Below are 22,490 nucleotides of genomic sequence, written 5' to 3'. Positions count from 1 at the left end.
CAACCGGCAAAAAAGTGTGATTTCGTACACATCTGATTTCCCTGTTGGCGGGAATGCACATATAATGCGCTCCCATCTATTAGCTGAATAATCTGACAAAGGCCTGTGTGGCTTTGACACTGCACACGACATAACGAATATGAAAATATCGACACTTTTAGCGGCAGCCTTCGCTCTCGTCGGCTTTTGCAACACTGCCTCCGCAGTGACTTATCCGCTACCGACCGACGGTAGCCGACTGATTGGTCAGAACCAGGTCATTACGGTTCCTGAAAACAATAAACAGCCGCTGGAGTATTTCGCCGCGAAATACCAGATGGGGCTGTCCAACATGCTGGAAGCAAACCCGGGCGTGGACACCTACCTGCCGAAAGGCGGTACCGTTCTGAATATCCCGCAGCAGTTGATCCTGCCGGACACCGTCCATGAAGGCATCGTGATCAACAGCGCGGAAATGCGTCTTTACTACTACCCGAAAGGCACCAATACCGTGATCGTACTGCCGATCGGTATCGGCCAGTTGGGCAAAGATACGCCGATCAAATGGGTCACCAAAGTAGAACGTAAGAAAGCAGGCCCGACCTGGACCCCGACGGCGAAAATGCACGCGGAATACGCGGCTGACGGTAACCCGCTGCCAGCCGTTGTCCCTGCCGGTCCGGACAACCCGATGGGTCTGTACGCTCTGTACATCGGTCGTCTGTACGCCATTCATGGTACCAACGCCAACTTTGGTATCGGTCTGCGCGTGAGCCACGGCTGCGTTCGTCTGCGTAACGAAGACATCAAATTCCTGTTTGAAAACGTGCCGGTCAACACCCGCGTTGAATTTATCGATGAGCCGGTAAAAGCAACCACCGAGCCAGACGGCAGCCGCTATGTGGAAGTCCATAATCCACTGTCCACCACGGAAGCACAGTTCCAGGACGGCGAAGTGGTACCGATCACGCTGACCAAAGAAATTAAAGCGGTCACCGGCCAGCCTGATGTCGATCAAAATGTGGTTGAGCAGGCGGTCCAGAATCGTTCAGGTATGCCGATTCGTCTGAACTAAGCCTTAGCGCATCGGCCTGAAAAAGGTGGATCTGGCAGCCAATGCCCATCCGCTGGCTGATATAAAAAGGGTTCATGTTAATCATGAACCCTTTTTTAATGGTAGACGTACAGCGCGAAGCCTCTGCCATAATCTGTTCTTCCCCGTGGGCCAGGGATTTTTCCACCACCAGTTGAGTTTCCATATTGTCAACTTTATGCAAAGTGCCGTATACTGTTTCCATAATGGAAACGGGAGGTAGGGACGTGCATGTTGTATCAAGAGCCCCTTTTGAGGAAGCTGCGAGACAATATCCAAATGATGCGACCGCGCTGGACGATACTTACCGGACGTTGAAGCGGCTCATTGTGGACAGCCCGGATGAGCTAAAAAAGTACTTTGCCAGTCTGGATCGCATGAAATACAGGGAGAAATGGTGGGTTATCAATATCGGCGGTAATCACTTACGGATGATATTTTTTGCTGATTTTGAACGAGGCAAAATATTTGTTAAGCATATCGCCACCCACCCAGAATATGACCGACTCACCAGATATTATCGGGAGCACAAAGAATGATTTTCAGCGAAGCAATCAAAGCCGCGAATGATCTGGCCAGCATTGTTCCTTTGCTCGGGGGGAGTACTTCCCGCAAGGACTATGACGAAGCGGTCCGGCTGGTTGAGTACCTGCTGGAAAACGAACCTGACAGCCCGCTTGTCGACATGCTGACGGCTAAAATCGATGCCTATGAAAATTCCGCCCCGGAATTCGAAGAGTACAACGCCCGAATCACAGCGGGTAAACATGGCGTCTCTCTGCTGCGGGTTCTCATGGAGCAGCATGGCCTATCGCAGTCTGATTTTGAGAACGAAATTGGCAAAAAATCGCTGGTCAGCCGAGTACTCAGCGGCGAGCGGAGTCTGACTCTGGATCATATGAGGGCGCTGGCTAACCGATTTAAAATCCCCGTTTCGATGTTTGTCGATTAACCAGATAAAACCACTGTAAGCCCTCGCCCTGGACAGGGCGAGAGTGCGTCCCGCGAAGACATAATATCGCACGCCTGCTCCGCGAAAAGAGCAGGCTGCGGAACCCGCCGCCAAAACCCCATGGTAAACGGCAACATCAGGCCTGATGCCCGCCCTTTGCTACCCGTTGTTGACCAGAATAATCCCGCCATGATCGTAGCGGTAATGGCAGTGGGCGTATTCTAGCGGCGTCCCGTCTTCCAGATAGATAACCTGCTCGACGCCCAACACCGGGTCGCTCTCAGTACAACAGAGATACTGCTGATCCAGCGCATCCGGCTTCATGGCCCGCACCACCCGATGCGACCCCATCAGCTTCAGTCCCAGCGTCTCCTGTACGTAGCGAAACACCGAGCTTTCCAGATGCGTTTTATTCAGCCCCGGAACCAGCGCCACCGGCATCACCGTCATATCCAGCGATATCGGTTCGCCATTCAGCACCCGCAAGCGGACAAAATCATAGACCGGCGCATCGGCATCGATCAGCAGCGAGCTTTGCTCCTTTTCCGTGGCAAAGCGCAGCTCAAAGCGGATGATCTGGCTGGTCACCTCGCCCAGATGCTCCCAGGTTTTGGTGGCACCAAAGTAGTCGCTCCCCGGCAACTCCCACTGCGAAAGCTGGAGAAAGTTCTTGCGCACGAAGGTCCCCTGCCCCTTGCGGGTATAGATAAGCCCTTCGACGATCAGTTGGCGGATGGCCTGCTGGATGGTCATCCTGCTGGTGTTAAACTCCGCAGCCAGCGCAAACTGGTCGGGTAACGGGGCGCTGGCGGGATACTGCTGGCTGATGATTCGCTTCTTAATTTCCCGCGCGATCGCAAGATACTTCGCCGTCATTCCCCGTCCTTTTATTGATTGTTTTTACTGGTCTTTCTCTGTTCTCTGGCGAACAAAGGCAGGCCTAAGCATACACCAAATGCCTGCCCGTCGCTCTGCCTCTACATCTCCTGACCCTGGCTACGAATCGCCTGTTTTAACCAGGCATAGCTTTTCTTCGGCACCCGCTTGAGGTCTTTCAGGTCATGGTTCTCGCGGTTCACGTACACAACGCCGTAGCGCTTGCGCATATCGCCCTGCGAGCTGAGGATATCAATCAGTCCCCATCCCAGATAGCCGATGACTTCGGCGCCATCTTCAAACATCGCCTCTTTCATCGCGTTAATGTGATCGCGGTGATAGGCAATGCGATAATCATCAGCCACCGGCGTTTCGCCATCCCAGGACTCAATCACGCCGATACCATTTTCAATCGGGAACACCGGTAACCGCCAGTCGTTGTAGTAGCGGGTAATGATCATCCGGAAACCGAGCGGGTCGATCTGCCAGTTCCATTCCGTCGCTTTCAGCCACGGATTGGGCTTGTCGCCGGACAGCATGTAATAATTCACCGGCGTTCCCGCAGGCAGCGGATCGCTGTCGAGAGTGCGGCTGGCATAGTAGCTGAAAGCCAGGTAGTCGACTTTCACCGTCGCCATCAGCGCCAGATCGTCTTCGCGATAGATGTCGCTAAATCCCTCTTTTGCCACAAAGTGCATCACTTCCGGGCTGTAGCCTTCCCCGGCGAAAGCGCGTAGCAGGTTCTGGTTGAAGAACTCATCCAGTTGCTGAGCGCAGAGCACATCCCGCGGTTTACAGGTCGCCGGATAGACCTGGGCATGCGCCAGCATGCCGCCCATCAGGCACTGCGGCTTCGCCTGATGCAGATAGTCCGTCACCTGCACGTGGGCCATCATCACATGGTGCTGAATCTGGTACAGCTCGCGCAGGGTTTTCTCGCCGCGCAGGTAGCCGGTGATGAGAAACGCCTCTGGCATATGGTAGAGATTCTGCTCGTTAAAGGTCAGCCAGTACTTCACCTTATCGCCGTAGCACTCGATCATCTTCCGCCCGTAACGGATGAACGCCTCCATCACCCGGCGATCGGCGAAACCGTTATAGCGCTCCGCCAGCGACAGCGGCATATCGAAGTGATACAGGCAGATCATCGGCTCAATACCGCGGGCGATCAGCTCGTCGATAAACTGATGGTAGAAGGCGATCCCCTCCTCATTAAACTCACCATCGCCCTCAGGACACACCCGGCTCCAGGCAATCTGGAAGCGGTAGCAGTTCATGCCAAGGTCCTGCATCAGATCGAAATCTTCCCGGTAACGATGATAAGAGTCGGTAGCCACTTTCCAGTCAGAGGCGAATTCCGCAGGCTCGCGAATGTCGTACACCGACATTCCCTTGCCGCCTTCATTCCATGCCCCTTCCGTTTGCATGCTGGAGACCGAGTTACCCCACAAAAAATCCGCCGGCAGTGCTTTGTTCATCTCTCGCCCCTCATATGACTAGTCATTTAAATTTCATGACTAGTCATATAACCGAAATCCTCAGGGCTGGCAAATAAAGGATCGTTTTTTGTGAACGGCGCAAACAAAAACGCCGGATCGGCGTAAACCGATCCGGCGTGCGATCTGTCGCGCCCGGCGGGGGCGCGGCGGTCGTTTATTGTTGCGCGAGCTGATCGCGGCGATATTCGCCCTGACGCTCCAGCATCCAGCCCGGATATTCCCGCGGCAACGCGCTGACGGCATCGAGCTGTGCCAGCTCCTCCTGGCTCAGACGAATATCGACCGCGGCGAGATTATCCGCCAGCTGTTCGCGCCGTTTGGCACCGATAATCACGCTGCTGACCGCCGGCTGGTGCAGCAGCCAGGCAAGGGCAACCTGGGCCACCGACACGCCTTTGGCCCCGGCGATTTCCCGCATCACATCGATGCAGTCAAACGCCCGCTCTTTTTCCACCGGCGGGAAATCAAAGGTCTGGCGACGACCGCCGTCTTCCCCCTGCCCGTCGCGATCGTACTTGCCGCTAAGCAGACCGCCGGCCAGCGGGCTCCAGACCATCAGCCCAAGCCCTTCGCTCTGCATCATCGGCACCAGTTCGCGCTCCAGATCGCGCCCGGCAATCGTGTAGTAGGCCTGCAGCGAGGCAAAGCGCGACAGCCCCAGCCGTTCGGAAATCCCCAACGCTTTGACGATTTGCCAGGCCGCCCAGTTCGACACGCCGATATAGCGCACGTGCCCCTGCTGCACCAGATTATCCAGGGCATACAGCGTCTCTTCGACAGGTGTCGCCGGATCAAAGCCGTGCAGTTGATACAGGTCGATGTGATCGAGCTGCAGCCGCCGCAGGCTCTCTTTGACGCTGTTCATAATGTGATAGCGAGAGCTGCCGCGGGAATTGACGCCGGCGGTGCCGGTTTCACCAAAGACTTTGGTCGCCACCACCACGTTCTCGCGGGGGATTTTGAGGTTTTTCAGCGCCTGGCCGGTTAACATTTCCGAACGGCCTTCAGAATAGACGTCTGCCGTATCAATAAAGTTGATGCCTGCATCCAGCGCGCTGCCCACCAGCTGTTCGGCTTCGGCCTGGCGCAGTTGACCAATTTTGCCCCACATGCCGCCTTCGCCGCCAAAGGTCATGGTGCCCAGGCACAGCTCCGAGACAAACAGACCGGTGTTTCCTAGTTTTTGATAACGCATTGCACTCTCCTCATCAGGATGTTTACGCTCAGCGTGTTAGTTATACGCCACAGCGGGAGAGTGCGAATGTGGTGATTCTGTCTGTTTCTTGCCCAATTCTCTGAACATCAGGCAACGCAGAGCAGCAGGAGATACCCCACCAGCGCGGCCCACAGCAGCATCGGCAGAGAATAAAGGTGGAAACGCCACCAGATCCGCCGGTCCGAGGCCATCCGCAGCGCGATAAGATTCGCCAGCGAGCCGGGCAGCAGCCCAAAGCCGCCGACGTTAACCGCCCAGGCCAGCAGCGTTGAAGGGGGAACATAGTTGAGCAGCAAAATGGTGGACGGGACGTTGCTGATAAACTGCGACAGCCCGATAGACGTCAGCCACAGACCGCCCGCAGACAGCTGGCCGACGCCGCTCAGGAGCTGGTGCAGAGCCGGCAGCTGAGTCAGCAGGTGCACGTCGATAAACATCACCATAAAGACCAGCAGCAGCGACCAGTCGACGTGGATAATCACCGCACGCGCCAGCACCAGGAAACCGAGGACAATCAGCCCCAGTCCCCACAGTTCAAGCTTCATTTCTAATGCTGCCAGGAAAATCAGATAAAACGCCAGGCAGCCCCATACCAGCTTTGGCTGCCACGACGGCGTCCGGTCCGAGCTTTGAAAATGCAGTCGGGTCGCGGAAAAACAGCACCAGCACAACGCCAGCAGAGTCAACATCATTGCCGCCGCCAGCGGCAGCATCTGCCCGATAAAGGCCGGGAAGCTCAGGCCCGAGCGTCCCCATAACAGGATATTTTGCGGATTGCCGATCGGCGTTAACAGCGAGCCGGCGTTGACCGCCAGCGCCTCAAAAATAATCAGCCGGTTTACCGGGATCGCACACCACTTCTTCAGGGTGAGCGTGAGCGGTACGACGATAAACAGCGCCACATCGTTGGTCAGAAAGGTCGAGAGCAGCGCCGCCGCCAGCACCATAAACAGCGCCAGCTGTCGCTCGGTGGCAAACCGGCGCGCCATTTTGCGGCCCAGCACATCAAAATAACCGCTGAGCTCAATCCCTTTGGTCAGCAGCATCAGCCCGCTGAGCGTGATAATCGTGTGCCAGTCGATCGCCTGGGGCCAGCTTTTCGGCGCAAAGGGCACGAAAAAGCTTAAGACACAGGCAACGATCAGCAGCAGATGTAAAAAGCGGTCGCGCGCCAGCGACTGAACAAAGGGCAGGTTCATTCGCCTTGCGAGCCGTGTTTCAGGGTGAACTGATGAAATGCCACCAGGGTTTCTTCACTGACGTGATGCTCCATCCCTTCGGCATCGCGGCGGGCGATCTCCGGGCTGACGCCGAGCACCAGCAGGAAATTCTCAACGATCTGGTGACGCTCGCGGCTCTCGTGGGCCAGCTTCTCGCCTTCCGGGGTTAAGAATACGCCGCGCCATGGGATCTGCTCGATCAGGCCGACGGTCGCCAGCCGTTTGAGCATTTTCGCGACCGTTGGCTGCGATACCCCCAGACGTGCGGCCATATCCACCTGACGGGCTTCACCCACTTCGCGAATCAGGTCGGAAATCAGCTCAACATAGTCATCGATCAGCTCCCGACGGTGGGCTTCGCGCACCTGGCGGAACCCTTCAACGTGTTCTTCGACATTAACAAGCTGCGTCACTTTTTTTGTTATAGGTTTACCCGCGCGACGGTTCATTGTGCTTCCTCATACCAGTGACGCATCAAGCATCATCTCAAAAGATCCCCATTGTAAATGATTGGGCCCGTAGCACAAAAAATTAACGTTTTAGCCATAGCTATAAGATATAGCCTGTGCTATATCTGTATGTAATGCAGGCATCCTTCAAGGAGCGAAGGGCGAAACTACAGGAGGTCCCATGAACGAATTTAAGAGGTGTTTACACGTGTTTACTCATTCCCCTTTCAAGGTTCGCTTAATGCTGATTAACATGCTGTGCGACATGATGAACGGCAAAAATCGTCAGCAAAAACCCAACCAGTAACGCGGCGTCGCGGCACGCCGCTTCATTTTTCCGTCATAATTGGCCGTCATACTGGCTCGTTTCACCTCAATCCCGCCACTTTTTTCAAGTTTTGTAAGCTTTCTCTCAAAACAATCCGTTATGCCTGGTTGACCTTATCATTTGCAAGCCCTATCGTTTGTCAGCCCTGCCACTACTGCGGCTCACAGAGACCCTCTTCAGGCACTGTCCAGCAGGTTTTACCCCTTGATGCCAGGGGATGCACATGGCGTCTTTTTGATTATTAACTATGAATGTCACCCTGAAAGAAACGCTGGTCGCCCGGGGCTTAGTCCCCAATCCATGGACAGGATTTTATTTTTTACAGTCTCTGCTAATTAACCTGGCCCTCGGCTACGAATTTAGTCTGCTCTATACCGTCGCATTTACATGCGTGCTACATCTGCTGTGGCGCACGTTCCCGCGCGCGCAAAAAGTCGTGGTGGGATGCTATTCCCTGCTCGCCGCCCTCTACTACCCTTTCGGGCAGGCCTACGGCGCGCCTAACTTCAATACGCTGCTGGCGCTGCACGCCACCAACGTCGAAGAGTCGACGGAAATTCTGACCATCTTCCCCTGGTACAACTACCTGTTGGGGGTCTTTATTCTTGCGCTCGGCGTGATTTCCGTGCGCCGTAAACCGGAAGAGCGCAAACGCCTGAATAAAGTAGAAATACTCGGCGTGCTGTTCAGTATCGCCATTTTCTTCCTTCAGCCGGTGCAGAACCTGGCCTGGGGCGGCGTGTTTAAAGTGATCGATACCGGCTACCCTGCCTTTCGCTTCGTGAAAGACGTGGTGGTTAATAATAATGAAGTGCTGGATGAGCAGTCGCGCATGGCGCAGCTGGCCAACATGAAAGACAGCTGGCACGTGATGGCGGTCAAACCCAAATACCATCTCTATGTGGTGGTGATCGGGGAAAGCGCGCGCCGTGATGCGCTCGGGGCCTTTGGCGGGCACTGGGACAATACGCCGTTTGCCAGTTCGGTGAATGGCTATCTGTTTAATGACTACATTGCCGCCAGCGGCTCGACGCAAAAATCCCTTGGGTTGACGCTCAATCGGGTCGTCGACGGGAAACCGCTGTATCAGGATAACTTTGTTACCCTGGCGAACCGCGCAGGCTTTCAGACGTGGTGGTTTTCCAATCAGGGTCAGATTGGCGAATACGATACGGCGATCGCCAGCATCGCCAAACGTGCGGATGAGGTACAGTTCCTCAAAAACGGCGATTTTGAAGCCAATAAAAATACCCAGGATGAGCAGCTCTTAAAGCTGACCGAACAGGTGCTCTCGGTGCAGCGCACCCAGCCGCAGCTGATCGTCCTGCATTTGATGGGTTCGCATCCGCAGGCCTGCGACCGTACCAAGGGCAAATATACCGTCTTCGTGCAGTCGAAAGAGACCTCCTGCTACCTCTACAGCATGACGCAAACCGATTCGCTGCTGGGCAAGCTCTATCATCAACTGCAAAATTCTGGCGATAGCTTCTCGATGACCTATTTCTCCGACCACGGTCTGGCCTTTAAGGAGCGTGGCAAAGAGGTGCAGTACCTGGCGCACGACGATAAGTATCAGCAAAACTTCCAGGTGCCGTTTATGGTGTTATCCAGCGATGATAAAGCGCATAAGGTCATTAAGGCACAGCGTTCTGCCAACGATTTCCTCGCCTTCTTCTCGCAGTGGACCGGGATCAGCGCCAAGGAGATTACCCCGCGCTATCGCTTTATCTCTGAACAGCGTGCCGGGCCAACCTTTATCACCAACTTCCAGCTGCAGAAGGTGGAGTACAGCCATCTGGGCACCGACGCCTTCACCATTCACTAACGCCGCCCGCCGCTGCCCGTCAGCGGCAGCCAGATTTCAGGCAAAAAAAATCCGCCCCTGTGAGGCGGATTTTTTATATCACCGAAGTGATTAGAAGCTGTAACCAACGCCAGCGATCCAGGTACCAACGTCAACGTTACGAATACGAGACTGCTCGTAGGAGAAGTCCAGTGCAACGTTTTCGATCGGGTTGAACTGCATACCAGCACCGTAGGAGAAACCGTAGTCGCTCATGTCGTGCTTGTTCGGGTAGCTGTTGTCCTGGAATTTACCGTGGCCAAGACCAACAACACCGTAGATGCTAGCCCAGTCGTTCAGACGGTAAGCCGGACCTGCAGTGATACCGTAGTACTGGCCTTTCTGGTAAACGCCGCCTTCGGTACGATCTTTTTCAGTGTAGGTGAAGGAACCGATAACACCCAGCGGGCTATTGTCTTGCTCGTAACGGTACTTCAGGTTGAAACCGCCTGCTTTGTTGGCTTCACCCTGCATGTCGCTCTGTGCATAACCACCGGTAACGGTAGAAGTTGCAGCGAAAGCAGTACCTACGGATGCTGCCAGTACAACAGCCAGTGCTGAAAAACGTGCAATTTTATTCATAACCACCTCAAATGTGTTTCTAATAAGTCCTAAGTTTTAAATATATCAAAAACTTTCGAGAAACTCTTTTCACTTTACACTGTCTAACAGTGCTTTTCCTGTAACCAAAAGTTTCCGCAATTCTGTAACAATCTGGAAAACAACCGTTTTAATCGAAGACCCTGCTATTAACGCGCATTACTCACAGGGCGTGCATCCAGATAATTCCTAATCTACTAGTCGTTTAATCTACTCGTTGCGCTGTATTGTACGCATCTCGTCTGCGTTTTTTTCAACAATAGCTAAACCGTGGAAGGGTTCATCATTTACACTGGAACCTTTACCTCATTTGACAAACCCTGACAGGAGAAAGGATGCCCGGCTCGTCCCGCAAAGTACCGGCATGGCTGCCGATATTAGTCATTATAGTCGCGATGGTTTCGATTCAGAGCGGCGCATCGTTAGCAAAATCACTGTTCCCGCTCGTCGGAGCGCCGGGTGTCACCGCGCTGCGTCTGGCGCTGGGCACGCTGATTCTGGCTATCGTCTTTAAGCCCTGGCGTCTGCGCTTCACCGCAGAGCAACGCCTGCCGTTGCTCTTCTACGGTCTCTCGCTAGGGGCGATGAACTACCTCTTCTATTTGTCCATCCAACGTATTCCGCTGGGGATTGCGGTGGCGCTGGAGTTTACCGGCCCGCTGGCGGTCGCGCTATTTGGCTCGCGTCGTCCGCTCGATTTCGTGTGGGTGGTTCTGGCGGTGCTGGGGCTGTGGTTTCTGCTGCCGCTGGGGCAGGATGTCGCCCAGATCGATCTGATCGGTGCATTGCTGGCGCTCGGCGCCGGGTCCTGCTGGGCGGTCTATATCCTGACCGGGCAGCGCGCCGGGGAAGAACACGGCCCGGCCACGGTAGCGATGGGCTCGCTGATTGCGTCGGTGATTTTTGTGCCGCTCGGCATGATCCAGGCCAGCGATACGCTGTTCCAGTGGGCGCTGCTGCCGCTGGGTCTGGCTATCGCGGTGCTCTCTACGGCACTGCCTTACTCGCTGGAGATGATCGCCCTCACCCGCATGCCTACCCGAACCTTCGGCACCTTAATGAGCCTGGAACCGGCCCTCGCCGCCCTCTCCGGAATGGTATTCCTCGGCGAAACGCTAACGGTAACGCAAACCCTGGCGCTGGGGGCGATTATCCTCGCCTCGATGGGTTCCACCTTAACCATGCGTCGGGACAGCAAAATCGAAAAGGTCGATATCAGCTAGTTCTGCATGACCGCTCCGCATGGCCACAGGTGCCATGCAGAGCGGCAATATTCAAATTTAACTCATTGATTTTATATAACTTACAAAACAGTCAACAACCCTACGCTATCAAACCGATAGAGACTACCACCCTCCGCGTTGCCCAATCCGTTGTTATAATGAGTCCCATCAGTGACCGACTACACTTACTCCGGTCAATGCAAAATTGATGTATGACGAGTATAAATATCAAGAGGAATGACACGATGACGACTGCAAAACTGGTTAAAACGAAAGCATCCAACCTGCTCTATACCCGCAACGATGTGGCAGATCAGGAGAAGAAGGCCACCATCGAGCTGCTCAATCGTCAGGTCGTCCAGTTCATCGACCTGTCGCTGATTACCAAACAGGCTCACTGGAATATGCGCGGCGCCAACTTTATCGCCGTCCATGAAATGCTCGACGGTTTCCGCACCGCGCTGACGGAGCATCTCGATACCATGGCGGAACGTGCCGTGCAGCTTGGCGGCGTCGCGCTGGGCACCACCCAGGTGATTAACAGCCAGACCCCGCTGAAAAGCTATCCGCTGGATATCCACACCGTTCAGGATCACCTGAAAGAGCTGGCCGATCGCTACGCAATTGTGGCTAATGACGTGCGTAAAGCCATCGCAGAGACCAAAGACGAAGACACTGCCGATATCTTCACTGCGGCATCCCGCGATCTGGATAAATTCCTGTGGTTCATCGAAGCCAATATCGCCTGATCCTCGCCTGTCGCCGTCAGCATCGCTGGCGGCTTTTTTTCAGATTATCCTCAGATATTCGCCTTTTTATCCCCTCCGCCGTCAAGTGCACCATTTTAGTGCACAACATTGAGCAAAATGTGCGCTAAGGTAAATCAATTGTAATAATTACCTCACACAATCGTTACGGCAAGATTGTTTCCACCTGGTGTTTGCGTTAAAAATGCACTTGTTAAACGATGCGTTAATGACGCACCAAAACGACGCCCCGTAACGGTGCACTTACCGTTCCCTTTACCCTAAATCGTGCAACAGGATTCGCCTCGTTTGTTATAAAACAACAAGTTGTAAAACTGGCACGATTTTTTCATATGGTTACCCGTTCTCGCAGGGGATCGTCCCGTGGATATAAAAGGAAATGCTATGAAGTCTGTATTTAAAGTTTCACTGGCTGCACTGACCCTGGCTTTTGCGGTTTCTTCCCAGGCCGCTGAAAAGCAACTGATTGTTGCAACCGATACGGCGTTTGTACCGTTTGAATTTAAACAAGGTGATAAATACGTCGGCTTCGACGTTGACCTGTGGGCCGCGATCGCTAAAGAGCTGAAACTGGACTACACCCTGAAGCCAATGGATTTCAGCGGCATCATCCCGGCGCTGCAAACCAAAAACATCGACCTCGCGCTGGCGGGTATTACCATTACTGAAGAACGCAAGAAAGCGATCGAATTCTCCGATGGCTACTATAAGAGCGGTCTGCTGGTGATGGTGAAAGCCGACAACAACGACATCAAAGATGTAAAAGACCTGAACGGCAAAGTGGTCGCGGTTAAAGGCGGCACCGGTTCCGTTGACTATGCCAAAGCCAACATCAAGACCAAAGACCTGCGTCAGTTCCCGAACATCGATAACGCCTATATGGAGTTAGGTACCGGACGTGCCGATGCGGTCCTGCATGACACCCCGAACATCCTCTACTTCATCAAAACCGCAGGCCAGGGCAAATTCAAAGCTGTCGGAAGCTCTCTGGAAGCCCAGGACTACGGTATCGCTTTCCCGAAAGGCAGCGACGAACTGCGTGAAAAGGTGAACGGCGCGCTGAAAACACTGCGTGAAAACGGCACCTACAACGAAATTTATAAAAAATGGTTCGGTACTGAGCCAAAATAATAATCAGCATCTCTTCTTACAGGTCTGCTGAGGTTTGACTCCCCGGATATCGCCACAATCCGTTATCCGGGCATCCTCTCACCGCAGACCTGAGTCATTTTTTCACAGAGGGTGACCTCTGTTGTTCGACACGGTAACAGGAACACATTATGCAGTTTGACTGGAGTGCCATCTGGCCCGCCATTCCAATTTTGCTGGAAGGCGCCAAAATGACGCTGTGGATCTCCGTCCTCGGCCTGGCTGGCGGCTTGATTATCGGCCTCGTCGCCGGTTTCGCCCGCTGCTTTGGCGGCTGGATTGCCAACCACGTAGCGTTAGTCTTCATTGAGATCATCCGCGGCACCCCCATCGTCGTCCAGGTCATGTTTATCTACTTCGCCTTGCCAATGGCGTTTAATGATTTACGTATTGACCCGTTCTCGGCGGCGGTTGTGACGATCATGATCAACTCCGGTGCCTATATCGCAGAAATCACCCGCGGGGCGGTGCTCTCTATTCACAAAGGCTTCCGTGAAGCTGGCCTGGCCCTCGGCCTGTCCCGTCGCGAAACCATCCGCCACGTGATTCTGCCGCTGGCGCTGCGCCGTATGCTGCCGCCGCTGGGTAACCAGTGGATCATCAGCATCAAAGATACCTCGCTGTTTATCGTCATCGGCGTGGCTGAACTGACCCGCCAGGGCCAGGAGATTATTGCCGGTAACTTCCGCGCGCTGGAGATCTGGAGCGCCGTTGCCGTGATTTATCTGATCATCACCCTGGTGTTGAGCTTTATTCTGCGTCGTCTTGAAAGAAGGATGAAAATCCTGTGATTGAATTTAAAAATGTTTCCAAGCACTTTGGCCCGACCAAGGTGCTGCACGATATCGATCTGAAGATCAGCAAAGGCGAAGTGGTGGTGATTATCGGGCCGTCCGGTTCCGGTAAATCAACCCTGCTGCGCTGCATCAACAAGCTGGAAGAGATCACCAGCGGCGAACTGATTGTCGACGGCCTGAAGGTTAATGACCCGAAAGTCGACGAGCGCCTGATTCGTCAGGAAGCGGGCATGGTATTCCAGCAGTTTTACCTGTTCCCACACCTGACCGCGCTGGAGAACGTCATGTTCGGGCCGCTGCGCGTGCGTGGCGCCAACAAAGAGGCCGCCGAAAAACTGGCGAAAGATTTGCTGGAGAAAGTCGGTCTCGCTGAGCGCGCTCACCACTACCCTTCCGAGCTCTCGGGCGGGCAGCAGCAGCGCGTGGCCATCGCCCGCGCCCTCGCGGTGAAGCCAAAAATGATGCTGTTCGATGAACCAACCTCCGCCCTCGATCCGGAACTGCGCCACGAAGTACTGAAGGTGATGCAGGATCTGGCCGAGGAAGGCATGACCATGGTGATCGTGACCCACGAAATCGGTTTTGCTGAGAAAGTGGCATCGCGACTGATCTTTATCGATAAAGGGCGCATTGCCGAAGATGGCGATCCGCAGGTGCTGGTGAAGAACCCGCCGAGCCCGCGTCTGCGCGAGTTCCTGCAGCACGTAGCCTGATGTCTCCAACGGCTCCCCACCCTGGGGAGCCGCTTTCCAGATTTCTCTCACGCCGATAACCTGCTTTTCAACTTCTATACTTAATCGTTTTGAAGAAGAAAGGAGTCTCCCGTGCCGTGGATCCTGTTACTGCTCGCCTCGCTGTTTGCCGCCCCGCTGTCGGCAGCCACGTTGCCAGGCCTTCCAACGGCCACCGCTGAACAATCATCAGCCAGCAGCGAACCCGACCTTGAGACCAAAAAAGCGGCCTATGCGGCACTGGCTGACGTGCTGGAAAATGAAAGCGCACGTAAAGAGCTGATTGACCAGCTCCGTTCCGCAGCCGCCACTCCGCCACCGGCCACGACCCCGGCGCTGACGCCGCCGGAGGTGACCGATGAGCGCACGGTGCTGGAAAACGTTACCCAGGTCAGCCGCGAGTACGGAGAGCGCTTTGCTTCGCGGTTCTCCCAGCTGTGGCGCAATATCACCGCCTCTACCCACAAACCCTTCCATGCCGACACCTTCCGCAACGCCGCCGGCTACTTCCTGCTGCTGGCCTCGCTGGTGTTTGCCTTCTGGTGGCTGGTGCGGCTGGCGGCCCTGCCGCTGTATCGCAAAATGGGTCAATGGGGACGGCGTAAAAACCACGACCGCAGCAACTGGCTGCACCTCCCGGCAACCATCGCCGGGGCCTTTATCTTCGACCTGCTGCTGCTGGCGCTGACGCTGTTTGTCGGCCAGATGCTCAGCGACCGTTTTAACGGTGGCAACCGGACCATCGCCTTCCAGCAAAGCCTGTTTCTCAACGCCTTCGCCCTGATTGAGTTCTTTAAAGCCATTCTGCGGCTGATATTCTGCCCGCGGGTGGCGGAGCTTCGGCCCTTTGCGATAAGCGATGAGGGGGCAAAATACTGGAACCTGCGCCTGAGCGCGCTCAGCAGCCTGATCGGCTACGGTCTGATCGTGGCGGTGCCGATTATCTCCAACCAGGTCAATGTGCAGGTCGGGGCGCTGGCGAACGTGGTCATCATGCTGTGCATCACCCTGTGGGCGCTGTACCTGATTTTCCACAATAAAAAGATGATTACCCTGGGGCTTATCCAGCTGGCGGACCGCTCGCTGGCCTTCTTCAGCCTGTTCATCCGCGCTTTTGCGCTGGTCTGGCACTGGCTGGCCTGCGCCTACTTTATCGTGCTGTTTTTCTTTTCGCTCTTTGACCCCGGCAACAGCCTGAAATTTATGATGGGGGCGACGGTGCGCAGCCTGGCTATCATCGGCGCCGCGGCGCTGCTCTCCGGCATTTTGTCGCGCTGGATTGCCAAAACCATCACCCTGTCGGCGCAGACGCAGCGCCTTTATCCGGAACTGCAAAAACGGCTCAACGGCTGGATCTCGGTTTCGCTAAAGGCCGCCCGTATCCTGGTGGTCTGCGTCGCCGTGATGCTGCTGTTGAGCGCCTGGGGTCTGTTCGATTTCTGGAACTGGATGCAGCACGGTGCCGGGCAGAAAGCGGTGGATGTGCTGATCCGCATCGCGCTGATCCTCTTCTTCTCTGCCATCGGCTGGACGCTGCTTGCCAGCCTGATTGAGAACCGTCTGGCTTCCGATATTCACGGTCGCCCGCTGCCCGGCGCTCGCGCCCGTACGCTGTTGACGCTGTTTCGCAATGCGCTGGCGGTGATCATCAGCACCATTACGGTGATGATCCTGCTGTCGGAAGTGGGGGTCAATATTGCTCCGCTGCTGGCCGGCGCCGGTGCGCTGGGTCTGGCCATCTCCTTCGGCGCCCAGACGCTGGTGAAAGATATTATCACCGGCATTTTTATCCAGTTTGAGAACGGTATGAACACCGGGGATCTGGTAACTATCGGTCCGTTAACCGGTACCGTGGAGAGGATGTCGATTCGGTCCGTCGGCGTGCGTCAGGATACCGGCGCGTACCATATTATCCCGTGGTCTTCGATCACCACCTTCGCCAACTTCGTGCGCGGTATTGGTTCGGTGGTTGCCAACTACGACGTCGACAGACAGGAAGATCTGGATAAAGCCGCGCAGGCATTGAAAGCGGCGGTGGCGGATGTGATGGATCAGGAGGAGATTCGTGGACTGGTGATCGGCGAGCCGTCCTATGCCGGGCTGGTCGGCCTGAGCAATACGGCGTTTACGCTGCGGGTTACCTTCACCACCCTGCCGTTGAAGCAGTGGACGGTCCGCTTCGCCCTCGACACCCAGGTGAAAAAGCACTTCGACCTGGCGGGGGTTCGCGCACCGGTGCAAACCTATCAGGTGCTGCCGATGCCCGCCGCGATTTCCGCCCCCGGGGCACCGCCGATGCCCTCAGAGCCAACATAATGTGGTGTCAGCCCACCGGGGCTGACCATTCGCGCTGGCTCGCAGACCAGTATTACAGTGGACGGCGGCGTTTAGCCTCATCCATAAAGGTCCAGGCGATAAAGCGGCTCTGCTTCTGCCCCTGGGCCATCTCTTTTTTCACCACCTTCACCGCCCCAACCTCGGTCAGCGCACGGTACAGCGGCGGCAGGTTATCGCCGCGTGAAACCAGCGAGGTAAACCATTTCACCTGGCGGCCAAAGGCCTGGCTTTCGCGGATCATCTGGGTGATGAACGCCACTTCGCCGCCTTCACACCACAGCTCCTGCTGCTGGCCGCCGAAGTTCAACACGCTATCCGTTCCCAGCCCAAGGTTACGGCGCTTGCGCTCACCGCCGGCCTGGGCGCTGGCGGCTGAGTCGTGGAACGGCGGGTTGCATAACGTCGCCTCGAAGGTCTCGTTTTTATGAATAATTCCGCTAAAGATTGCGCCGCTCTCTTTCTGCCGACGCAGACGGATTTGACGGCTGAGCCCAGGGTTGGCGCTGATGATCGCCTGCGCGCTGGAGAGCGCTTCCTGGCTGATTTCGCTGCCGGTAAAGCGCCAGCCGTACTCGTGCACGCCAATCAGCGGATAGATTAAGTTTGCACCGGTCCCGACGTCCAGGATACTGGCATTCTCAGGGATCGTGCCGCTATCCAGCGCCAGCAGGTCGGCCAGATGATGGATATAATCCGCCCTTCCCGGCACCGGTGGGCATAAAAAGCCGTCCGGAATATCCCAGTGTTTCACCGCGTAAAAGTGCGCCAGCAGCGCCTTATTCAGCGCCTTCACCGCCAGCGGATTGGCAAAATCAATGGTCTGCTCGCCCACCGGATTCAGGGTGATAAAGCCTTGCAGCTCGGGGTGAGCCTGGCATAGCACGGGCAAGTCATAACGTTGATGGTGACGGTTACGCGGGTGTAATCCCGGTTTCTGGGCTTTCATGGCAATCTCCTTTGAACAGCCGCGTAAGATACCCGTTGACGGCGGCGCGGTAAATAAGGGAGTCTGGATATCTACTCTTCGGTTACGGGTGTTCTATGTATTTCTATCAACCTTCACAGGGACATGGCCTGCCGCACGACCCGCTAAACGCGATTATCGGACCACGGCCCATCGGCTGGATTTCTTCTCTGGACGCCGCAGGGCAGCGCAATCTTGCCCCCTACAGCTTCTTTAACTGCTTTAACTATCGGCCACCGATTATTGGCTTTGCCAGCAGCGGATGGAAAGACAGTGTACAGAATATTGTCGAAACCAAAGAATTTGTCTGGAACCTGGCGACCCGCGAGCTGGCGGAAGCCATGAACGAGACCTCTGCCAGCATTCCGCGTAGCGAAGATGAGTTTGCGCGTGGCGGATTAACCCCCGCAGCCAGTCGCCTCGTCGCCGCGCCCCGGGTCGCGGAAAGCCCGGTGAACTTCGAATGCCGGCTATCGCAATGCATTCGCCTGACCACCGCCGACGGGGACGCTGTCGATAGCTGGCTGGTTTTGGGTGAAGTCGTGGCGGTGCATATCGACGATGCCCTACTGGAAAATGGTATTTATCAGACCGCGAAGGCCCGGCCGATTCTGCGCGCCGGTGGGCCGAGCGCCTACTACACGATTGATGAGAGCCTGCGCTTCGATCTGATCCGCCCGGACGCCCGCTAACGCCTGGGCGCCCGATCCCAGCAGCCCGGCCGGCCAGTCGGGCGGCTGGTTTTTCTGCCCGCCTGATCCCTAAAAAAACCTTTGGTTTCGCTGATTTATCCCACCGCTCCTGCCAGAAAGACCTAAACTTAAGGTATGTCCCATGCTGTTAATGAGGATATGCTCATGAAAAGACATCCGCTGTTACTCATCCCCCTCGTCTTTGTCACTCTCTCTTTTATTGCCCATGCCGGGACGCCCCCACCGTCGCTCAGCGACGAGAGCGGCCCGTTACGCCCGGTCGGTAGCGTGTCGGCTTCCGGCGCCAGCAATCTCGATGATTTAGAAGCGAAACTGGCGGAAAAGGCCCGGGAACAAGGGGCTGTCGCCTGGCGCATCAACGCCGCCAACAGCAGCAATAAGATGTCGGGTACCGCCATCATCTATAAGTAATGCTCATGTTTACGGGCCAGCCCGCCCCGCTCGCTGGCCCTTCCATACCGCCACAAGCCCCGCCATGGCTCATTATCTCTGTTTATGTAGAAAAAATGCAGTTCATGTAAATAAATGTGTTTATTTTTCTATTAATGAGTGATAAAAATTCGCCGTCATTTGATAATAGTTATCAAAATCATTATCAAACGCATTGTTATTTTAACAAATCACCTGCAGTGGACGCCACGAAGCATCGCTTTGCCAGTGGTCATAATGACTAATTAAAACAATAAGTTGCTCATTGAAAATGGATAAAAAACATCAGCTACCGTTCAGTAGCTTTAACTCGCTGACAATTTTCACCGGCCTGTGTCTTAGCCTTTCTCCAACAGGTCAGGTGCTGGCAGCCGACAGCGCTGAACAAAACGCCGGCGAAACGCTGGTTGTTGAAGCACAAACCCCGTCGTTATATGCCCCGACACAATCCGCCGATCCCAAGTTTTCCCGCCCGATCGTTGATACAACTCGTACGGTCACGGTGGTCTCCGAGCAGGTAATGAAAGATCAGGGCGTGACCAACCTGACCGATGCGCTGAAAAACGTCCCGGGGGTCGGGGCCTTCTATGCCGGTGAAAACGGTAACTCATCGACCGGTGATGCGATCTACATGCGCGGGGCCGACACCTCTAACAGCATTTACGTTGACGGTATTCGCGATATCGGCAGCGTTACCCGCGACACCTTCAACACCGAACAGGTTGAAGTGATCAAAGGCCCGTCCGGTTCCGACTACGGACGCAGCGCCCCAACCGGCTCGATCAATATGATCAGCAAACAGCCACGCCTGTCCTCCGGCATTGATGCTTCCGTCAGCGCAGGTAGCGCCTGGTCACGCCGCGGTACGCTGGATATCAACCAGGAAATTGGTGAAACCAGCGCCGTGCGCCTGAATTTGATGGGTGAGAAAAACCACGATGCCGGACGGGATCGTGTCGAAAATGAGCGTTACGGCGTCGCGCCATCGATCGCCTTTGGCCTCGACACCGGGACGCGCCTGTATCTTAACTACCTGCATGTCACCCAGCACAATACGCCTGACGGCGGCATCCCGACTATTGGCCTGCCGGGATATTCCGCGCCGTCCGCTGGCACCGCCGCCCTCAACAGCTCCGGTAAAGTTGCCACCAGCAATTTCTACGGTACGGATTCCGATTACGACGACTCCACCACCGATACCGTGACCATGCGCTTCGAGCACGATCTGAACGACACGACCACGATCCGCAATACCACCCGCTGGTCACGCGTGAAGCAGGATTACCTGATGACCGCCATCATGGGCGGCGCGTCCAATATCACCCAGCCGAATCCAAATGACGTGGGTACCTGGACCTGGTCGCGTAACATGAACACCAAAGACGTCAGCAATAAAATCGTCACCAACCAGACCAACCTGACCTCGACCTTCTACACCGGCACGGTGGAGCACGACGTGAGCACCGGCATCGAGTTCACCCGCGAAACCCAGGTCAACTACGGGGTTTACCCGATTACCGCGCCACCGGTGAATATCTACCATCCGAACAGCGGCGTTTCCGTGGGTGGCCTGAACCACAGCGGCGCCAATGCCAACGGGCAGACCGATACCTTCGGCGTATATGCCTTCGACACGCTGCAGATTACCCGTGATTTCGAGATTAACGGCGGCATCCGTCTGGACAGCTACCAGACCAAATACGATAGCTCAAGCCTGTGTGGCGGTACCGGCCGTGGCGCCATAGCCTGCCCGACCGGCGTGGCGAAAAATACCCCGGTTACCACCGTCGATACGTCCACCAGCGGCAACCTGGTTAACTGGAAAACCGGGGCGCTGTATCACCTGACCGATAACGGCAACATCTACGTCAACTACGCCATCTCGCAGCAACCGCCGGGCGGCAACAACTTCGCCCTGGCACAGAGCGGTACCGGCAACAGTGCCAACCGTACCGACTTCAAGCCGCAGAAAGCGAAAACCAGCGAAGTGGGCACCAAGTGGGAGCTGTTGGATAAGCGCCTGCTGCTGACGGCGGCGATTTTCCGTACCGACATTGAGAATGAAGTCGAGCAAAACGACGACGGTACTTACTCGCAGTATGGTAAGAAGCGGGTTGAAGGCTATGAACTGTCGCTGGCCGGGAATATTACCCCGGACTGGCAGGTCATCGGCGGCTATACCCAGCAGCGCGCCAGCATCAGCGAAGGGTCCGACGTGGCCCAGGATGGCACCAGCGCGTTACCGTATACCCCGGAGCACGCCTTTACCGTCTGGAGCCAGTACCAGGCCACCGATGCGATTGCGCTTGGCGCAGGCGCACGTTACGTTGGCAGCATGCGTCGCGGAAGCGATGGTGCCGTCGGGACGCCGTCCCACACCGAAGGTTATTGGGTGGCCGATGCCAAAGTTGGCTATCGCATCAACCGTAACGTCGATCTGCAGCTGAACGTCTATAACCTGTTTGATACCAATTACGTCGCTTCCATCAACAAGAGCGGCTACCGTTATCACCCGGGCGAGCCACGCACGTTCCTGCTGACCGCCAATGTGCATTTCTGATCCGATACGGGGCGTTAACGCCCCGTTTTCTCTGGAGAACCAAAGATGATGTACCATATTCCCGCCGTCCTCAGCCCGCAGGACGTTGCCGCGTTTAACCAGCGCTTGCAGCAGGCCGAATGGGTAGACGGTCGCGCCACTACCGGCGATCAGGGCGCGCAGGTGAAGAAAAACCAGCAGGTGGATACCCGCAGCCCGCTGTATGACGAACTGCAGAACCACGTGCTGGCGGCGCTAAATCGCAGCGCGTTGTTTTTCGCCGCGGCGTTGCCAAAAACGATCTCCAGCCCGCTGTTTAACCGCTACCAGCAGAGTGAAACCTACGGTTTTCACGTTGACGGCGCGGTACGCAGCCACGCGCAGAACGGCTGGATGCGCACCGATCTTTCCGCCACGCTGTTCCTGAGCGCCCCGGAGAGCTATGAAGGCGGCGAACTGGTGATTAACGACACCTATGGTCAGCATTCGGTCAAACTGCCGGCCGGCGATCTGGTGCTCTACCCTTCCAGCAGCCTGCACTCGGTCATGCCGGTCACTCAGGGCGTGCGCGTGGCCTCCTTTCTGTGGGTGCAGTCGATGATTCGCGACGACAAACGGCGCGGCATGCTGTTCGAACTGGATCGCAATATACAAACCCTGAAAAGCCGCCACGGCGAAAGTGACGAAGTGCTGTCGCTGCTCAACCTCTATCACAACCTGCTGCGGGAATGGTCAGAAATCTGACCTTTATCGATGCTTTTTCTGCGCCCGGTTTTCTATACTGAT

23 protein-coding genes are annotated in these 22,490 nt (G+C 55.7%); 16 read left to right on the top strand and 7 right to left on the bottom strand.

The genetic code is table 11. The features are described 5' to 3' along the window. The first annotated feature begins 139 nt into the window (after positions 1-139). The 3 genes from ldtB (at position 140) to EDF82_RS13750 (ending at position 2,024) form a co-directional block, all read left to right on the top strand. Positions 140-1,054, top strand: coding sequence for a L,D-transpeptidase (ldtB, locus tag EDF82_RS13760; RefSeq protein WP_123756083.1), 915 nt, complete (start codon positions 140-142; stop codon positions 1,052-1,054). 245 nt (positions 1,055-1,299) lie between these two features. After that, positions 1,300-1,611, top strand: a complete 312-nt coding sequence (locus EDF82_RS13755) for a type II toxin-antitoxin system HigB family toxin (protein ID WP_123756240.1) — start codon at positions 1,300-1,302, stop codon at positions 1,609-1,611. Continuing rightward, positions 1,608-2,024, top strand: a complete 417-nt coding sequence (locus EDF82_RS13750; protein ID WP_123756082.1) for a type II toxin-antitoxin system HigA family antitoxin — start codon at positions 1,608-1,610, stop codon at positions 2,022-2,024. The genes EDF82_RS13755 and EDF82_RS13750 overlap by 4 nt, the downstream gene beginning before the upstream one ends. A 159-nt stretch (positions 2,025-2,183) precedes the next feature. Here the strand turns inward: EDF82_RS13750 and EDF82_RS13745 are convergent, their stop codons facing one another. Continuing rightward, positions 2,184-2,900 carry a GntR family transcriptional regulator gene (locus tag EDF82_RS13745; RefSeq protein ID WP_123756081.1) on the bottom strand — a complete coding sequence of 239 codons (717 nt, stop codon included), beginning with the start codon at positions 2,898-2,900 and terminating at the stop codon, positions 2,184-2,186. A gap of 14 nt (positions 2,901-2,914) precedes the next feature. Between EDF82_RS13745 and EDF82_RS25660 the strand changes: the two genes are divergently transcribed. After that, positions 2,915-2,968 (top strand): hypothetical protein, encoded by a 54-nt coding sequence (locus EDF82_RS25660; protein ID WP_370453886.1) that lies wholly within the window; start codon positions 2,915-2,917, stop codon positions 2,966-2,968. Between the two features lie 33 nt (positions 2,969-3,001). On the opposite strand, the gene EDF82_RS13740 is transcribed toward EDF82_RS25660, so the two are convergent. The 4 genes from EDF82_RS13740 to mntR all read right to left on the bottom strand — a co-directional run bounded on the left by EDF82_RS13740 (position 3,002) and on the right by mntR (position 7,284). Then, on the bottom strand, positions 3,002-4,378 hold the full coding sequence (locus tag EDF82_RS13740; protein ID WP_123756080.1) for a glycoside hydrolase family 1 protein: 1,377 nt from the start codon (positions 4,376-4,378) through the stop codon (positions 3,002-3,004). 175 nt (positions 4,379-4,553) lie between these two features. Continuing rightward, the gene (locus EDF82_RS13735; RefSeq protein WP_123756079.1) at positions 4,554-5,594 is read right to left on the bottom strand and encodes an aldo/keto reductase; all 1,041 of its coding nucleotides are present in this window, start codon (positions 5,592-5,594) and stop codon (positions 4,554-4,556) included. Positions 5,595-5,701: 107 nt separating this feature from the next. Further along, positions 5,702-6,814 (bottom strand): anion transporter, encoded by a 1,113-nt coding sequence (locus tag EDF82_RS13730; protein WP_123756078.1) that lies wholly within the window; start codon positions 6,812-6,814, stop codon positions 5,702-5,704. Beyond that, positions 6,811-7,284, bottom strand: a complete 474-nt coding sequence (gene mntR, locus EDF82_RS13725) for a manganese-binding transcriptional regulator MntR (protein WP_123756077.1) — start codon at positions 7,282-7,284, stop codon at positions 6,811-6,813. Before mntR ends, EDF82_RS13730 begins: the two co-directional genes overlap by 4 nt. Before the next feature lie 181 nt (positions 7,285-7,465). Here mntR and mntS point away from each other — a divergent pair, with 181 nt between their 5' ends. Both mntS and EDF82_RS13715 read left to right on the top strand, forming a co-directional pair. After that, on the top strand, positions 7,466-7,591 hold the full coding sequence (gene mntS / locus EDF82_RS13720; protein ID WP_123756076.1) for a manganase accumulation protein MntS: 126 nt from the start codon (positions 7,466-7,468) through the stop codon (positions 7,589-7,591). Between the two features lie 268 nt (positions 7,592-7,859). Continuing rightward, positions 7,860-9,437: a phosphoethanolamine transferase gene (locus tag EDF82_RS13715; RefSeq protein WP_123756075.1), complete on the top strand. Its 1,578-nt coding sequence runs from the start codon at positions 7,860-7,862 to the stop codon at positions 9,435-9,437. Positions 9,438-9,527: 90 nt separating this feature from the next. On the opposite strand, the gene ompX is transcribed toward EDF82_RS13715, so the two are convergent. Next, positions 9,528-10,037: an outer membrane protein OmpX gene (gene ompX, locus EDF82_RS13710; RefSeq protein ID WP_123756074.1), complete on the bottom strand. Its 510-nt coding sequence runs from the start codon at positions 10,035-10,037 to the stop codon at positions 9,528-9,530. A gap of 353 nt (positions 10,038-10,390) precedes the next feature. Between ompX and rhtA the strand changes: the two genes are divergently transcribed. The 6 genes from rhtA (at position 10,391) to ybiO (ending at position 17,038) form a co-directional block, all read left to right on the top strand. Beyond that, positions 10,391-11,278: a threonine/homoserine exporter RhtA gene (gene rhtA / locus EDF82_RS13705; RefSeq protein WP_123756073.1), complete on the top strand. Its 888-nt coding sequence runs from the start codon at positions 10,391-10,393 to the stop codon at positions 11,276-11,278. Between the two features lie 245 nt (positions 11,279-11,523). Next, positions 11,524-12,027 (top strand): DNA starvation/stationary phase protection protein Dps, encoded by a 504-nt coding sequence (gene dps / locus EDF82_RS13700; protein ID WP_123756072.1) that lies wholly within the window; start codon positions 11,524-11,526, stop codon positions 12,025-12,027. A 402-nt stretch (positions 12,028-12,429) separates the two neighbouring features. After that, positions 12,430-13,176 carry a glutamine ABC transporter substrate-binding protein GlnH gene (glnH, locus tag EDF82_RS13695; protein WP_123756071.1) on the top strand — a complete coding sequence of 249 codons (747 nt, stop codon included), beginning with the start codon at positions 12,430-12,432 and terminating at the stop codon, positions 13,174-13,176. Positions 13,177-13,325: 149 nt separating this feature from the next. Continuing rightward, positions 13,326-13,985, top strand: coding sequence for a glutamine ABC transporter permease GlnP (gene glnP / locus EDF82_RS13690; RefSeq protein WP_100684049.1), 660 nt, complete (start codon positions 13,326-13,328; stop codon positions 13,983-13,985). Then, positions 13,982-14,704: a glutamine ABC transporter ATP-binding protein GlnQ gene (glnQ, locus tag EDF82_RS13685; protein ID WP_123756070.1), complete on the top strand. Its 723-nt coding sequence runs from the start codon at positions 13,982-13,984 to the stop codon at positions 14,702-14,704. Before glnP ends, glnQ begins: the two co-directional genes overlap by 4 nt. A gap of 111 nt (positions 14,705-14,815) precedes the next feature. Continuing rightward, a complete protein-coding gene (ybiO, locus tag EDF82_RS13680) occupies positions 14,816-17,038 on the top strand; it encodes a mechanosensitive channel protein (protein WP_123756069.1) in 2,223 nt (740 codons plus the stop codon). A gap of 52 nt (positions 17,039-17,090) precedes the next feature. Here ybiO and rlmF read toward each other — a convergent pair whose 3' ends face one another. Beyond that, positions 17,091-18,005 carry a 23S rRNA (adenine(1618)-N(6))-methyltransferase RlmF gene (gene rlmF / locus EDF82_RS13675; RefSeq protein ID WP_123756068.1) on the bottom strand — a complete coding sequence of 305 codons (915 nt, stop codon included), beginning with the start codon at positions 18,003-18,005 and terminating at the stop codon, positions 17,091-17,093. A 95-nt stretch (positions 18,006-18,100) separates the two neighbouring features. Here rlmF and EDF82_RS13670 point away from each other — a divergent pair, with 95 nt between their 5' ends. The 4 genes from EDF82_RS13670 to ybiX all read left to right on the top strand — a co-directional run bounded on the left by EDF82_RS13670 (position 18,101) and on the right by ybiX (position 22,448). Further along, a complete protein-coding gene (locus EDF82_RS13670; RefSeq protein ID WP_123756067.1) occupies positions 18,101-18,715 on the top strand; it encodes a flavin reductase family protein in 615 nt (204 codons plus the stop codon). 165 nt (positions 18,716-18,880) lie between these two features. Beyond that, the gene (locus EDF82_RS13665; RefSeq protein ID WP_123756066.1) at positions 18,881-19,147 is read left to right on the top strand and encodes a YdgH/BhsA/McbA-like domain containing protein; all 267 of its coding nucleotides are present in this window, start codon (positions 18,881-18,883) and stop codon (positions 19,145-19,147) included. Positions 19,148-19,436: 289 nt separating this feature from the next. Then, entirely contained in the window at positions 19,437-21,725 is a 2,289-nt protein-coding gene (locus EDF82_RS13660; RefSeq protein ID WP_123756065.1) for a catecholate siderophore receptor Fiu, read from the top strand. Between the two features lie 45 nt (positions 21,726-21,770). After that, positions 21,771-22,448 carry a PKHD-type hydroxylase YbiX gene (gene ybiX, locus EDF82_RS13655; protein ID WP_123756064.1) on the top strand — a complete coding sequence of 226 codons (678 nt, stop codon included), beginning with the start codon at positions 21,771-21,773 and terminating at the stop codon, positions 22,446-22,448. Positions 22,449-22,490 lie beyond the last annotated feature (42 nt).

Source organism: Klebsiella sp. BIGb0399, assembly GCF_003752615.1.
Lineage (GTDB): Bacteria > Pseudomonadota > Gammaproteobacteria > Enterobacterales > Enterobacteriaceae > Klebsiella > Klebsiella lignicola.
This window is presented reverse-complemented; position numbering and strand designations above follow the sequence as displayed.

Excerpts from the sequence above, each read along its gene's own strand:
- ldtB (WP_123756083.1), top strand. The coding sequence starts at position 140 with ATGAAAATATCGACACTTTTAGCGGCAGCCTTCGCTCTCGTCGGCTTT.
- EDF82_RS13750 (WP_123756082.1), top strand. The coding sequence starts at position 1,608 with ATGATTTTCAGCGAAGCAATCAAAGCCGCGAATGATCTGGCCAGCATT.
- EDF82_RS13745 (WP_123756081.1), bottom strand. The coding sequence starts at position 2,900 with ATGACGGCGAAGTATCTTGCGATCGCGCGGGAAATTAAGAAGCGAATC.
- EDF82_RS13740 (WP_123756080.1), bottom strand. The coding sequence starts at position 4,378 with ATGAACAAAGCACTGCCGGCGGATTTTTTGTGGGGTAACTCGGTCTCC.
- EDF82_RS13735 (WP_123756079.1), bottom strand. The coding sequence starts at position 5,594 with ATGCGTTATCAAAAACTAGGAAACACCGGTCTGTTTGTCTCGGAGCTG.
- EDF82_RS13730 (WP_123756078.1), bottom strand. The coding sequence starts at position 6,814 with ATGAACCTGCCCTTTGTTCAGTCGCTGGCGCGCGACCGCTTTTTACAT.
- mntR (WP_123756077.1), bottom strand. The coding sequence starts at position 7,284 with ATGAACCGTCGCGCGGGTAAACCTATAACAAAAAAAGTGACGCAGCTT.
- mntS (WP_123756076.1), top strand. The coding sequence starts at position 7,466 with ATGAACGAATTTAAGAGGTGTTTACACGTGTTTACTCATTCCCCTTTC.
- EDF82_RS13715 (WP_123756075.1), top strand. The coding sequence starts at position 7,860 with ATGAATGTCACCCTGAAAGAAACGCTGGTCGCCCGGGGCTTAGTCCCC.
- ompX (WP_123756074.1), bottom strand. The coding sequence starts at position 10,037 with ATGAATAAAATTGCACGTTTTTCAGCACTGGCTGTTGTACTGGCAGCA.
- rhtA (WP_123756073.1), top strand. The coding sequence starts at position 10,391 with ATGCCCGGCTCGTCCCGCAAAGTACCGGCATGGCTGCCGATATTAGTC.
- dps (WP_123756072.1), top strand. The coding sequence starts at position 11,524 with ATGACGACTGCAAAACTGGTTAAAACGAAAGCATCCAACCTGCTCTAT.
- glnH (WP_123756071.1), top strand. The coding sequence starts at position 12,430 with ATGAAGTCTGTATTTAAAGTTTCACTGGCTGCACTGACCCTGGCTTTT.
- glnP (WP_100684049.1), top strand. The coding sequence starts at position 13,326 with ATGCAGTTTGACTGGAGTGCCATCTGGCCCGCCATTCCAATTTTGCTG.
- rlmF (WP_123756068.1), bottom strand. The coding sequence starts at position 18,005 with ATGAAAGCCCAGAAACCGGGATTACACCCGCGTAACCGTCACCATCAA.
- EDF82_RS13670 (WP_123756067.1), top strand. The coding sequence starts at position 18,101 with ATGTATTTCTATCAACCTTCACAGGGACATGGCCTGCCGCACGACCCG.
- EDF82_RS13665 (WP_123756066.1), top strand. The coding sequence starts at position 18,881 with ATGAAAAGACATCCGCTGTTACTCATCCCCCTCGTCTTTGTCACTCTC.
- EDF82_RS13660 (WP_123756065.1), top strand. The coding sequence starts at position 19,437 with ATGGATAAAAAACATCAGCTACCGTTCAGTAGCTTTAACTCGCTGACA.
- ybiX (WP_123756064.1), top strand. The coding sequence starts at position 21,771 with ATGATGTACCATATTCCCGCCGTCCTCAGCCCGCAGGACGTTGCCGCG.